14 protein-coding genes are annotated in these 12,864 nt (G+C 69.9%); 5 read left to right on the top strand and 9 right to left on the bottom strand.

What is annotated here, in order from left to right; genetic code table 11:
• The first annotated feature begins 387 nt into the window (after positions 1–387).
• The 5 genes from ACRWND_RS24320 (at position 388) to ACRWND_RS24340 (ending at position 4,251) form a co-directional block, all read left to right on the top strand.
• Entirely contained in the window at positions 388–711 is a 324-nt protein-coding gene (locus tag ACRWND_RS24320; protein ID WP_431952867.1) for an SRPBCC domain-containing protein, read from the top strand.
• Between the two features lie 630 nt (positions 712–1,341).
• A complete protein-coding gene (locus tag ACRWND_RS24325; protein WP_431952869.1) occupies positions 1,342–1,608 on the top strand; it encodes a hypothetical protein in 267 nt (88 codons plus the stop codon).
• Positions 1,605–2,903: a hypothetical protein gene (locus ACRWND_RS24330; protein ID WP_431952871.1), complete on the top strand. Its 1,299-nt coding sequence runs from the start codon at positions 1,605–1,607 to the stop codon at positions 2,901–2,903. The genes ACRWND_RS24325 and ACRWND_RS24330 overlap by 4 nt, the downstream gene beginning before the upstream one ends.
• On the top strand, positions 2,893–3,609 hold the full coding sequence (locus ACRWND_RS24335) for a hypothetical protein (protein WP_431952873.1): 717 nt from the start codon (positions 2,893–2,895) through the stop codon (positions 3,607–3,609). The genes ACRWND_RS24330 and ACRWND_RS24335 overlap by 11 nt, the downstream gene beginning before the upstream one ends.
• 27 nt (positions 3,610–3,636) lie before the next feature.
• Positions 3,637–4,251 carry a hypothetical protein gene (locus tag ACRWND_RS24340; protein WP_431952875.1) on the top strand — a complete coding sequence of 205 codons (615 nt, stop codon included), beginning with the start codon at positions 3,637–3,639 and terminating at the stop codon, positions 4,249–4,251.
• 119 nt (positions 4,252–4,370) lie between these two features.
• On the opposite strand, the gene ACRWND_RS24345 is transcribed toward ACRWND_RS24340, so the two are convergent.
• From ACRWND_RS24345 to ACRWND_RS24385, 9 genes are all read right to left on the bottom strand, one after another.
• On the bottom strand, positions 4,371–4,943 hold the full coding sequence (locus ACRWND_RS24345) for a hypothetical protein (RefSeq protein WP_431952877.1): 573 nt from the start codon (positions 4,941–4,943) through the stop codon (positions 4,371–4,373).
• A 23-nt stretch (positions 4,944–4,966) separates the two neighbouring features.
• Positions 4,967–6,484: a putative T7SS-secreted protein gene (locus ACRWND_RS24350; protein WP_431952879.1), complete on the bottom strand. Its 1,518-nt coding sequence runs from the start codon at positions 6,482–6,484 to the stop codon at positions 4,967–4,969.
• Between the two features lie 25 nt (positions 6,485–6,509).
• Positions 6,510–7,229, bottom strand: a complete 720-nt coding sequence (locus tag ACRWND_RS24355; protein ID WP_431952880.1) for a hypothetical protein — start codon at positions 7,227–7,229, stop codon at positions 6,510–6,512.
• Positions 7,229–7,537, bottom strand: a complete 309-nt coding sequence (locus tag ACRWND_RS24360) for a hypothetical protein (RefSeq protein ID WP_431952882.1) — start codon at positions 7,535–7,537, stop codon at positions 7,229–7,231. The genes ACRWND_RS24355 and ACRWND_RS24360 overlap by 1 nt, the downstream gene beginning before the upstream one ends.
• Positions 7,538–7,698: 161 nt before the next feature.
• The gene (locus ACRWND_RS24365) at positions 7,699–9,078 is read right to left on the bottom strand and encodes a S8 family serine peptidase (protein WP_431952884.1); all 1,380 of its coding nucleotides are present in this window, start codon (positions 9,076–9,078) and stop codon (positions 7,699–7,701) included.
• 74 nt (positions 9,079–9,152) lie between these two features.
• Complete coding sequence (locus tag ACRWND_RS24370; RefSeq protein ID WP_431952886.1) at positions 9,153–10,700, bottom strand: hypothetical protein; 1,548 nt, start codon at positions 10,698–10,700, stop codon at positions 9,153–9,155.
• A gap of 48 nt (positions 10,701–10,748) precedes the next feature.
• Complete coding sequence (locus ACRWND_RS24375; RefSeq protein ID WP_431952888.1) at positions 10,749–11,063, bottom strand: hypothetical protein; 315 nt, start codon at positions 11,061–11,063, stop codon at positions 10,749–10,751.
• Between the two features lie 22 nt (positions 11,064–11,085).
• Positions 11,086–12,339 (bottom strand): type VII secretion-associated serine protease mycosin, encoded by a 1,254-nt coding sequence (gene mycP / locus ACRWND_RS24380; RefSeq protein ID WP_431952890.1) that lies wholly within the window; start codon positions 12,337–12,339, stop codon positions 11,086–11,088.
• Between the two features lie 130 nt (positions 12,340–12,469).
• On the bottom strand, positions 12,470–12,760 hold the full coding sequence (locus ACRWND_RS24385; protein WP_431952892.1) for a WXG100 family type VII secretion target: 291 nt from the start codon (positions 12,758–12,760) through the stop codon (positions 12,470–12,472).
• Between the last annotated feature and the right edge of the window lie 104 nt (positions 12,761–12,864).

Below are 12,864 nucleotides of genomic sequence, written 5' to 3' on the forward strand. Positions count from 1 at the left end.
ACTCACCCTGTCAGTAGTGCGAAGATCCGGCGGCCGATTACCGCCGGTCGACGACGGAGCCGAATCGCCTCGCCGACCTGGCCATTTACGACATGGAAACATCCGGGAAACGATGGATCTTGACTGAATCTGCGTCCATGCGACGGAAACTGCCATGTCGCCAGGTAGGCGCGCGTGTTGGACCTGCGCGCGATGGGGCGGACCACGGCAGTGCCCGGCCGCCCCCGGTCCACGGGCCGTCTGCCCGCCCCGCCGCCATCCCACGCCTCACGCTCCGCTCCCCCACGGACCTGTTACCGGGGCACCGATGAGTTCTCCCGGGCCGCCCGACCCTGTCTATGGAGTCGTTCCCCAGGGGCACGGCCCACCCCCTGGGAAGGCGACACCATGAACGACATCAGCATCACCCGGGTCTTCGACGCCCCGCTCGCGGAGGTGTGGAAGGTTTGGACCGAGCCGGAGTTACTTCGCCCAGTGGTTCGGCGCCCCGCTGCCGACCGTCTCCAGCGACGTGCGCCCCGGTGGCGCCTGGCGCGCGACCATCACCAGCCGCACGGCGAGATGCCGCTGAGCGGGGTGTACCAGGAGGTCGAGGCGTACAAGCGGCTGATGTGGACGATGGAGGTCTCCGGCGCGCCCGAGGTCGTCATGGACGCCACCTTCACCGACCACGGCGACCGAGGTCGTCTACCGCCAGCCCGGCGTCTCTAAGGAGCACTGTGCCACGGCGGAGGCCGGCGCCTCACGTGCCGGAGCTGCGGCGCCGCGGCCACGCCGCGGTCGCGGTGGGCCGCCCCTGAGGGGACCACTGCGCGGGGCTGTCGGGAGTACGCCGACGCGGGCGGCCGCGCGCCGCTGGTGTCGGCCTCCCAGCCGTGAGCCGGGTTCAGCGCGCCTCTGGCCTGCGCGCCTCCGGTGGGACCGGCTCGTGCTGCTCATACCGGTCAACGCGATGGTCCTGGCCCCCGGTGAGGCCGCCGGCAGTGGTGGGCCGCCACGGGCCGGCCGGAGGCCCGGCGCGCCCTCGACCTCGCCGAGGGACGTCCGGCCGGTCCCCGCCGCCTTCCACCGCGGCGCAGCCCAGGACCGGCCCGGCGTCGAGGAGGACGTCCTGCCGGACGGGCGGCGCCGGACGGGCGGGCGGGCGGAGCCGGGTCCCCGGCGGGCACGCGGCGGGAACGAGATCGCCACAGCTCCTGCACCGGACCATCACAATCGCCCGGTGGGGCCGGAGGCCGGGCCTGGCTAGGCTCTGTGGTGGACACATCATCGACAGAGCATCGCAGAAGGGTTGCCATGGGGGACAAATTCTCGGTGGACACAGGGGAATTGGGGCAATTCATGCGAACCCTCAAGGAGGCGCACGCCTCCTTGGACGAGGTGCGCAAGCAGATGAAGAACACCACGTCGGGTGGCATGGGCACCAAGGAGCTGGACGAGGCCTGCGACAGCTTCCAGAAGCACTGGAGCCACGGGTCGGAGCAGATAGCCGAGCAGGCCAAGAAGCTCGGTGAGGCCGTCGGCCAGACCAAGGCCAACTACGAAGATGTGGAGAACGCCCTGCGGGATGCGTTCCAGAAGGCGGGTTCACAAGGGGGCGGGAAATGACGCGCAGTTACCCGCACCTGGGCTTCGACCCCACTCCGGGAACCGTCGCCACCGTCAACGCGCTGCGCACGCGGCTGACCTCCTCCGCCGAGAAGCTGGACCAGGCATACCGGCTCGTCGAACGGCTCCGTGCGGGTACGTCCTGGGAGGGCGACGCGGCCGTCGCCTTCCGCGAGGAACTCGACGGCGCGCTCCCGGACAACCTGCGCAAGGCCCACACCTCCCTCCTCAAGGCCGCGGCGGCACTGGGCGGATGGGAGACGGACCTCGGCGGCTATCAGGACCGGGCCCATACCCTCGACGAGGAGGCCGGGACGGCGCAGCAGAAGCTGGAGGCCGCCAAGGCGCGGGAACGCAGCGCACAGGCCGATCCCGACCTCAAGCTCGCGGGACAGACCTTCGCCACGGACGCGGAACTGCAGAACGCTCAGTCCCGGCTGGACCGGGCCACGCAGAGGCTCAGCGCCGCGACCACCGCGGTCAACGACGCCCAGGGCAACCTGGACGCCGTGCTCAAGCGCGCCCGCGACCTGGCGGAGGAACACTCCACCACCGCCCGCGCCAACGCCCGTATTATGAGCGACGCCACGGACAAGCTGGCACCTGAGGAGCCTGGCTGGTTCAGCAAGGCCATGGACTGGCTCGGCGACAACCTGACCGACGTCCTCGGCACCATCGCCGCGGTGGCGGGCCTGCTGGCCCTGCTCCTGACGGGCCCGATCGGGGTCGCCCTCCTGCTGGTGGCCGCCGCGGCCAGTGCCGCCACGCTCATCTCCCGCCTCTCGGACCCCAAGGTCCGCGCCTCACTCAAGGACGGCTTCACGAAGGGCGAGTTCGACGCCGACTTCTGGAACAACGCGGTGGGCGTCGTGGGCGACACCCTCGGCGTGGTCCCCGGTGTCGGCGCGGTGTCACGCGGCATCAACGGGGCCGTGCGGTCGGCGAGTGCCGCCACCGAGGCACTCACCCTGACCGAGCGGCTGGCGAGCGCGGGCAGCAAGACCTGGTTGGCCGCCGAGCGCATCGCGGGCGCGGAGAATCCGCTCACCACCTTGCTGGTCAAGGGCGCGACGAATCCCGAGCGTGCCGGCAGGGTCCTCGACGTCGCCGTCGCGAGCGCCGGTACGGCCACCGCGGCCTACGGCACCGCCAAGAACATCTTCGACGAGATCAAGAAGAGCCCGGTGGAGAACACCGCCACCGTCATGGACGCCATCCGGGCCGGCACCATCGACGGCGCGGCTCACGGGAGCACGGCGCTCAAGACCCTTAAGGTGCTGCTCAATGCCCACTGACGGCACGAACCAGCCCATGGCGGCCGAGGAGTTCGGCTACGCGGTCGACGACTCCGCGCTCCGGAACGACTGCGCGGTCTGGTTCGCGCTGCCGCCCGGCTTCGTGGAGATCCCGTACGACGCACTACTCGCCGAGCCCGACACCGAGCGGGCGGTACGGCTGATCGAAGCGATCGGCGCCCTGCTGGAACTGATCCCGGAGGAGCGGCACGAAGCCTTCGTCGAGGAGCTGCGCGAGGCCCGGGTGATCAGCGAACTGCTGCGCGCCGAAGGCACGGTGCACTGCTCGATGGGGGTGCACGAGGCGGCCGACGGCAGCCTGGTCCACTCCGTGTTCACCATCATGTGGCGTCAGACACCGTGGATGCCGCCCGTGCTGGGAGCCGCCAAGGCGGCGACGGCGCGTGACGCCGACGTGGTCGAGTACGTGGACCTGCCCTGCGGCCCGGCCGCCCTCACCGAGGGCACGCTGGGGGCGGAGAGCAGGGAGGTGTACCAGGCGGCGGCCCACCTCGCGCACCCCGACGGCCGGCATATCGCCGTCCTCACCCTCAGCACGACCGCCACGGCGGAGCGCGGGCACTACCGGGACATCCTCGGCGCGGCCGCCCGTATGGTGAGCTTCGACAATCCGCTGCCCGCGAGCATGCGTGCGCGGATCCCCGAGTCCGAGGTGGCTGCCTCGGTACGGTCCGTCTTCGGCTGACCTGGAAACCGGAAGGAGGTTCCATCGATGCGGGCGACCGGTGCCGCGCAGTTCAAGACCGCCTGGGAGCACCCGCCGACGCGCAGGGCGTGGGTGCGCACGGTGCTGTTCCGGTCTGTCACGCTGCTGGTGTGGCTGGCCGCGCTGCCCGCGTGGCTGTACGCCGTGCTGCTCACCCCGGTGTGGACGCTGGTGATCTGGATGCCGGTGTTCTTCGTCGTCCTCTACTACGCCATCCTGGCCGTCGGTGGCGTCCTGCCGCTGCCGGGGCTGCGCCGGGTCCTGCGGCACTACCCGTGGCAGGTGCACCCCGGCTCCGTCGCCGAGCCGGTGAAGACCGGCGGGACGCGCTTCGTGTTCCCGGATCCGGAGCGTTCCGGGAAGACGGTCGCGCTTCGTCACGGCGGGTACCTGGGCGGCGGCCGGACGTTCTGGGTCCGCGGCGTCAGAGCCGGCGGTGTGACCGAGGTGTGGTTCGCCGGTGACCCGCGCTTCATCGGTGCCGTCGCCGCGCCGGGTCCGGCCCGGCTGATCCGCTGTGCCCAGCGTGAGGCTGTCGACGACCGCATGTCGGCCCGCAGGCAGGGCGTCAGCCCGGAGGCCAGGGAACGCGCCCGCGCGGCCGGAGCGCGGGTGGGATAGACGGTTCACAGGTGCCGTCGCATCGATGGTGGGGTGCGCCGGGACGCCACGTCGCCGGGCCGGCCAGATTCGGTATCGTCATGGCGCGATTAGCATGTACGCGTCGTCCCGGCCCCGGCTCACCCGCGTACCTCGTCCCGTCCGTGGGCGCTGTGCGCCGTGGGGTCCGCCGCACGGCGCAGGACCAGCCACACGGGCAGGTCGCGCAGCCCGTCCTGGTCGGCGGTCCAGCCGTGTTCCGCCGCGATCTGCAGAGCGCGGCCCGCCCCCATGTGCCGGAAGTAGCTGTCGTCCACCTCCACGCGGCCGTCCCGGTGCCGCCACGTCGTCCCGCTGCTCTGCCTCCCCTCGAGGACGGGCGTCCGCCCGTCGAACAGGGCACGGAACTGGTCCTCCAGCCCAGCCGTGTCGGCCGAGCGCTCACGCCGCAGCCGCTTGCGGTTGAGCCACATCCGGCGGCGCAGGCGCCAGCGCCTGCCGCTGCCCGGCGGACCCGGCACGTCGAGGCCCCACACGAACGCCAGGGGGAACAGCACCACGAAGTAGACGACCAGCACGACGACATAGGGCAGCGCCCACAGCGCCATGAGAAGGGGGAACCACAGCCACTGGATCGTGTACCGCAACCACAGGACCCCCGCCGACTTCGCGGGCCGCGACGCCATGCGCGGATCGGCGTACACCATGCTCATCAGACCAGCCTGCCTGCTCGACACTAACCGAAGGGATTGACGCGGGAAACGTCGTCCAGCACCCTGCCCGCCGTCTCGCGTGCACGGTCCATCGACTCGCGCACCTTCTCCGACGCGTACTGGACGTCCTCGGACACCAGGCGCACACCCTCTTTGTACAAGTTGTTCGCGCCTACGACGGCCTCGTACCCGCGAGCGGTCCACGACCGCGGATCGACATACTGGCGGACCACCTCCCCCGCGTCGTCGACGATCGGTTTCACCGAGTCGGCGATCGCGGGAATGCGCCCGAGAGGAGTGTGCTCGACGAGCTTCGGCACGACCTGGTCCAAGGCGCTGCCGAGCTTTCCACCTGCCGCGCGGTACAGGTTGGCGTCGCCGAACTCCTTGGCCACGGCCACTTTCAGCCGCTCGCCGAAGGTCTCTGCCGTGATCTTCACGGCGTCGACCTTGGCGCCGACGACCCCCAAAGAGCGCATGCCCTCGTCGGCGACGAAGTTCCGGGCCGTGCCGCCGACGGCCGCGACGATGTCGTCCGCCCGCTTGAAGGCGTCGGCGGCTTTGGCGCCCATCTCCAGCATGTTGGTGGGGATCTTCACCCCCGTGAACGCGCCCTTGATCACCTTCCCGCCCCGCAGGAAATCACCGAACGGAATGAACCCGGCCACGTCCAGCCCTATGTCGAGCCACGATCCCTTCTTGGAGCCGGCTGCCCAGCCGGCGGCGTGGAAGGCCAGCGCTCCGCCGTTCAGCACCAGGCCGATGGCCTCGAAGACGACGGCCCCGACGACGGTCTCCGCGAGCAGGATGGCCAGGACGTCGCAGGCGGCGCTGGCGTAGCCGAGCCAGTCACCGATCTTGTAAAGGGTGTCGGCGTTGGCCTTCATCCACTCCCCGACGTCGCCGGCGAGTTCCTTGACACGGTCGCCCAGACCCTTGAGGGCGTCCATGAAACGGTCGAGGAGGCCCGGCTCGTCCGGTGCCCGCTCGGCGGCCCGGCGGATCGCCGCCGCGGCCGAGCGCGCCTCCTGCTCGTGCTCCGCCAGCAGATGCTGGGCCTTCGCGATGACGGCGTTCAGCCCTTCGGTGGCGTTGTCGACCTGTCTGACAGCGTGGTCCAGGCGCTGCTGGGCGTCCCGCAGGGCCTGGTCCGTGTCGAAGACGCGACCGGCGAGCGCGAGGTCGGGGTTGGCCTGCGCCTCCTTCAGGACCCGGCGCGCTTCCTTCGCCTCGGCCTCGTAGCGGGCGGCGAGATCCTGGAAGTCCGTCAGCTGCGACTGCCACCGGTGGAGGGTGTGAGCGGCATCGAGCAGCGAGCCGTACCCGTCGTTCAGGTATTTCGGCAGCTCGGCGACCTTGCGGGAGAACCCCGCTGCGGCGTCCCCCTCCCAGATGCCGTCGCTCTTGCCCAGCCCGGTCAGTGTGGTGTGCGCCTGGTGCAGTTGGTTGCCCACCTTGCTCAAGGTGGTGACCAGCCTCTCGACGGAAGCGGGCATGCCGGGCGCAGGGTCGAATCCGAGAGCTTCATATGTGATGGCCACGACGGATACCTCCTCCTCGAAGCGGTCAGCCGAAGGTGCGGGGGTGTGGTGCGGGTGCGTTCACCGCCGGTTCGCCCGCCTCATGGGCCGCCTCGGTGGAGCCGAACGCGATGGTGTCCGCGACGTCCGCCAGAACGGCCTGGTACATGAAGAGGTCCTGTACATCAGGCGTGCTCAGGCTGAGCAGCAGCACTCTGTCCTGGTCCGGGAACGGTATCCACACCTCGATCCGGACGAAGAAGCGCTCCTCTTCGCCGCGTTCCTGTTCCCACACCGCGCGTGAGCCGCTGACGTGGACGACCGCCGGTCCGGCGGGAAGGGTGATCAGATGCGCCTCGCCGCCGACGGACGTCCGGCCGAGCCATTCCGCGATGCCCGCCGCGGCGAGCCCGGGGTCGGTTACCTCGAGGTCGCGAACACTCATGACGAGAGTGCAGCGGCTCACGCGCTCAGGCGCCTCGGCACCGTCCGCGGTGCCGCCGATCGGGAAGACGCCAAGGGCGTGGTAGACGGCGCCCTCGGCCGCCAACTGCCGGGCGTTCGCCCCGTACATGGCCTTCAGCAGCCTCCGGAGCGGTTCGAGTTCCTCCGCCTCGCCCCAGTAGTCCCGCGCGAAATCCGTCATCTGGGCGTCGAACACATCCTCGTCGACCCCCAGGCCCAGCGGTATCCCGTGGAACTCGTGCTGGACCTGGAACCGGAAGGCCGTGGTGTTCTCGCCGGCCACATCGGTGTCCGCGCCCATCAGGCGTTCCCTGCCTTGCCGGACGCCTGGAACGAGTCGGCGATCTGCTGCTCCAGGGTCGCGTACACCTTGTGCGTGGCCGAGAGCCCCTCGCTGATCCCACCCGTCGCGTCCGCGATGAGCCCGATCCCGTAGCCCCAGGCATCCTGGAAGTCGCCGCAGGCCTTCTCCAGTTCGGCCAGTCCCGCCCCCTGCGGGCCGATGTCCTTCAGCTGCTTCATGGCGGACCGCATGTCGTCCGCGCAGGTGCCGAGTTGTGTGCTCAGACGCCCGAGCGCGTCGAGCTCGACCTTGTAGTAGCCGGCCATGGCCGATCACCTTCCCCCGTCTGCGTTCAGAAATGATCCGTCTCCCGCCCGCGATGGCGGGAGACGCGCACGAGAGCCGCCTGGCCCACCGCCTGGTACGCCGGGTGGCGTCGCCGGACCTCCAGGACTCCGTCACAGCCGGATCCCGGCTACTGGTTCGACTACTGTCCCGGGCCCTGCCGCTGCTGCTGGTAGGGATTGCCCGTCTGTCCTGGGTGCTGCTGGTGGTGCTGATGGTGCTGGTAGGGGTTGTCTGACTGCCCTGGGTGCTGCTGGTGCGGCGGCTGGCCGTACTGCGGTTGTCCGCCGCCGCCCCACCCCGCGGGCGTACCCGTCCCCCCGGGGCCGCCGCGGTCGCCGCCCTTGCCGCGGCGGGCCAGCTTCACGATCAGCAAGACGACCAGCGCCAGCACCAGCAGACCCACCAGGCCCATCGCGCTGAGCGCGATGACCTGCTTGCGGTCGGCAGCGGCCTGTTCGTCGTCGCTCATGCCGCCGCCGATGGCGTTGGGCGCGTCCGTGGCGTCCTGGCTGCCTCGCAGCGACGCCGGCACCTCGAGCGGGCCGTACTCGGGCCCGGCGGGGATCTCCCGGGTGAGCGCGGCGAGCGGCTGGATGAATCCGTATCCATACCGCTCGTCCGGGAGGGCGAGGCCCTTGGCGGAAGCCGGCAGACCGGCGGTCTCCGTCAGCCGGTTGACGATCTGCCCTGCGGTGAGGTCCGGGAACTTCGAGCGGAGCAGGGCCGCGGCAGCGGATACATAGGCGGTGGCGTCGGAGGTTCCGTTGGCGGATCGGTATGGGAACGACGCGGTGCCCCCTCCCGCGGACACGATGTGCGTCCCCGGCGCCGTCAGGAGGATGCCCTGCCCGAAGTTGGATTTCTCCCAGATCTCTCCGGCGTTGTTGACTGCGCCGACTGGCAGCACGCCGGAGTCACTGGCGGGATACATCCACGCCTCCCGCCCTCGTCCGTTGTTCCCCGTCCCCACCACGACCAGGACGTCCTTCTTCAAGGCGTAGGCAACCGCTTCCTCCTCCGCGGTCGAGCGACTCGAGATCTGCTGCGAGATGTTGATGACCGAAGCCCCGTGGTCAACGGCATAACGGATGGACGGCCCAAAGCCCTGCAGGGCTTCGCCGGTGTCACGAATGGCAAGAATCTTGGCGTCCGGAGCGAGACCCCTCACCCCGCTGGCGTTGCCGGATCCATGTCCGCGCCCGGCGATGATCGATGCCATCGCGGTACCGTGCGCGTCTCCGTTCTCCGGCAGGGAGGACGCGTCATCGTCGATGAAGTCCTTGCCCTGGATCACGTTGCCCCTGAGGTCCACGTGATCGGAGTCGACACCCTCGTCGATGACGGCGACGGTGATCCCCTTGCCCGTGGAGATCTTCCAGATGGCTTCGGCGTCGAACGCCTTGAGCGGCCACTGATCATCTCTCACCTGGTCCGCAACGGCCGCAGGCGCAGCGGCGAGCACCAAGGCGCCAGCGAGTACGGCCCCGCTGACCGACCGCAGCGTTCGTGTGAAGCCCATCCGTGTCCTTCCTCGGGCAGCGGAGGACGGCTTGCCGGTCCCCCGCCTTCTCCATCCATCTGCCGATCAGTCGGCTACTCGATGACTCGCGGCGCGTTGTTGCGCTCGGGCGTCCAGGTTTCCTCGTCCTCGACCAGGTAGTCGGGGCGCTCACCTTCGGGCCGCTCTTCCTCTTGCGCTCGCTCCGTCTGGCCGCGCCCAATCATTCCGTTCGTCCCCCTGCCGGCGCTGCTGCCGCCACCGGCCCCCGACGCGCCCCGGCTCCGGTGCAAACCTGAACCACCCGGCGTACCCCGGGAGCCCGCACCTGTGCCCTGAGCGGCACCTACAACGCCGCCACCACGTCGGGCGAGGCCGCCACCGCGGCCGGCGGCCGCGCCGCCCCTGCCTCCGGCAGCACCCATGCCACCGGCGCCTGGCATACCGCCAGGCCCGACAACACCCGCGCCCTTGCCGGGCGTACCGCCACGACCAGCGGCTGTCGCACCCTGACCCGTGCCGATGACACCGGGCGCACCACCACGACCGGCGGCAGCAGCGCGCCCGGTACCCGCGGCAGATCCCGCGCGGCCCCCCGCACCGCCCCGAACGCCGGAGACAGCGCCCGCCATACCGCCCCCGGTAAAGCCGCCGCCGGTCACGCCACCAGCACCGCCTCCCGTGGTGCCTCCGGCGCCCACCCCGCCACCAGTCCCGGTCGTCCCACCACCGGCACCCGTCGTCGTGCCAGGGGATGGCGAGATCCCGTCGATCGCCGTACCGACCTGAGGTTGCGTATGGGTGGTCGGTTGGGCGACGCCGCCGGTGATGCCCGTGTCGCGGGGCGAGGTCACGTTCGCGGTGGGCTTGGCAGTCGTGCCAGTGCTCCGCGTCACACGCGCCTGGGTAGTCGGCTCGGGACGGCTGACGGAGCGGGACTGGACAGTGGGCACGACGATGGGTACCGGAGGTTCGCCGATGGGCGCCGGGGGATAGTCCTCCGGATCGTCGACGCGCCACCCCCATCTGCCGATGCTTGCGGCCTGCGAGGTGTAGGTGAGGGCGAGCGTCTCCATCCTGGCCGCCATCCGCAACTGCGCTTCCTTGCCCGCCGAGAGGCTGCCCTCGTTGTTGTCGAGGGCGTTCTGTGCACCTCGGTTGTGCTGGATGTCCTTCTGCCAGTCCTCGCTGCGGTCGAAACCTTCCGTGATCGCGTCACCCATGCTCGACAGCCTGCTGGGCTTCTCCATGCTGTCGACCTCCGCCTTGACAGGCCGCAGCACATTCGCGGCGTTCTGCATGGCAATGGAGGTACGGTCCGCGTAGGTCGCCGTGCGGTCGATCTTGGTACTGATCTTCCTGGCCTTCGTCGCGAAGCCCTCTGCGGCGGCCCCCTCCCAGTGCTGGAGGATGTGGTCAACGGTCTTGTCGAAGACGGCTTTGACGCTTTCGTCGCCCGTCACGAGCATGTCGCGGACACGTCCCCAGGCGTGCGCCACGCCCTCCACTGTGTCCGGGTTGGCATTGGCGAGCATGGCCTTCATCTGGTCCATGTTCCTGCCCGTGGCAAAGGGCGTTTTCACCTCGCCGGCGAAGCACATGTTCTCCGCCTCGCGGTACTCGTAGGACCGTCCGTCACTCATGCTTCACAACCCCCTCGTGGATCCTTCGGTGTTCGGGATGAGCACAGCTCAGCCACCTGTCATGCCGGCCTGGATGTCGTACTCGGCGTTTGAGTAATGGCCGTGCGCCTTCTTCGTGTTCTGGCCGAACCGGTCCATGACCTCGTGCACGTCAGCGATCATTTCCTCGAGGGCCGTCTTTATGGCTTCGTGGGCTTTCGCCATCTCATCAGCCTCGATGAAGCCCGATCCCAGTGCACCCGACGGCAGGTGTGTCTGGTTGACGGCGGTGGACTTGGCGCCCCCCATACTGCTGAGCACCGCGTTGAGCTTGGTGATCGTCTTCTCAAGCTCACTCAGATCGACCTTGTACTGGTCACTCATCGTGTCGCTTCCCCGTTCCTACTCATGTGTTGATCCCACGCTTGCGGCGCCAGTCGCCCAGCACCACACCCCCGCCCACCAGCAGCGCGACGGCGCCGGCCGCGCCGCCCACCGTGTAGACGGCATAGCGCTCGGTGCGTTCCCGGGGGCTCTCACCGAGGATGACGGTCGCCGCCTCGATCTTCTCCCGGGCTCCGCTGTTGACGACGGGATCCGGTGTCGGGGCGTCCTTCGGGGTGACGGCGTCGTCGTTGACGGCCGCGACGGGGTCGATGACACCCCATCCGACGAAATCGTCACGGCCCGGCTTGCTGCGATCCGCGGTCTGCTCGATCTGGGTGATGACCTGGCGGTACGTCCAGTCGGGGTGCTTGGCGCGGATGAGGGCGGCGACACCGGAGACGTACGGCGCGGAGAAGCTCGTGCCCTGGTCGATGCAGTGGCCTCCGAAGGGGACGGTGGAGACCATGTCGACGCCGGGCGCCGCGACGCCCACGAAGGGGCCGGGCTGCGAGAAGTTGGCGCGGGCGTTGTCGCGGTCGGAGGCGCCGACCGCGAGGACGCCGTCATAGGAAGCCGGATAGGTCAGCTTGGCCTGGCCGTTCGCGCCGTCGTTGCCCGCGGAGGCGACGATCAGGGCATCGCGTTCCTGGGCGTACCTGACGGCCTGCTCCAGTGCCGAGTTGGGCGGCATCGCCGTCGCGGTGTCCTGCGAGATGTTGATGACCTTGGCGCCCGCGTCAGCGGCGTGCTTGATCGCCTCGACCATGGTCCTGACCGTGCCGCCGCCCTGGTTGTCGTTCTGGCGGATGGCGAGGATCGAGGATCGCGGGGCGATACCGACGAAACCGGTGTCCTTCGAAGGCCGCGCGGCGATGATGCCGGCGACCTTGGTGCCGTGGCCGACCGGGTCCTTGGTGCCGTCGTTGTTGTCCCCTTCGATCAGATCCAGACCGCCGGGGAACTTGATCGCGGTGGCGAGCTGCCGGTTGCTCTTGTCGACTCCGGTGTCGATGACGGCGACGACCACGCCGAGGCCCTGCGTGTCCTTCCACAGCTGGTCCAGGACGATGCGCTGCAGCGACCAGGGCGTCCCCTTGATCACGTCGGAGGGGAACGAGCACTGGGTGTCGTCGATCTGGAAGCGCTCACCGCTCCCGTCGTCCGCGAGGACGGTGCGTACGTCGTCGGCGGCCGACGCCGGGGCGACGCCGGAGCTCGTCAGGCCGAAGGCGGCGAGCGCCGCTGCGGCGGCGGTTGCGGCGGTGCGCCTCACGGCGTGCGATCCCACTTGTCCCCGTCCTCCCGTTGTGTGCGGTCCGTGGTCAAACCGCCGGTGAGGGCGGGAACGTACGGTGTCCGTACGCGCCCGCCCTCATCAGGTGCTCCGCGGCCAGGTGGCGCGATCAGCCCCAGATCTGCTGGTTCTTGGTCTCGGTGGCCTGGTAGTTCTGCGCGGCCGTGTCGAGGGCGCGGGCGATGGCCTCGAGCGTCTGGTGCATGGACGCGGCGCGCTTGTCCCACTCGATCTGCTTGGCCTGGTAGGCCTCCTGCGCGGAGCCGTCCCACGAGGCCGCGATCTTCTTCACGCCGGCCTCGAGATCGTCCAGCTGGCGCCTGATGTTGTTGGCCGTCGTACGCACATCGCTCGCGGCCTGGGAGATGGTCTGGAAGTTGACCAGGATCTGCCCGGACATGTGTGTCTCCTCGGGAAGTTGGGTTCGGACGGGTGATCCGGTGGCGGGGGGGGGGGGGGGGGGGGGGGGGGGGGGGGGGGAGGGGGGGGGGGGGGGGGGGGGGG

The organism is Actinacidiphila sp. bgisy167, from assembly GCF_965342175.1.
GTDB lineage: Bacteria > Actinomycetota > Actinomycetes > Streptomycetales > Streptomycetaceae > Actinacidiphila.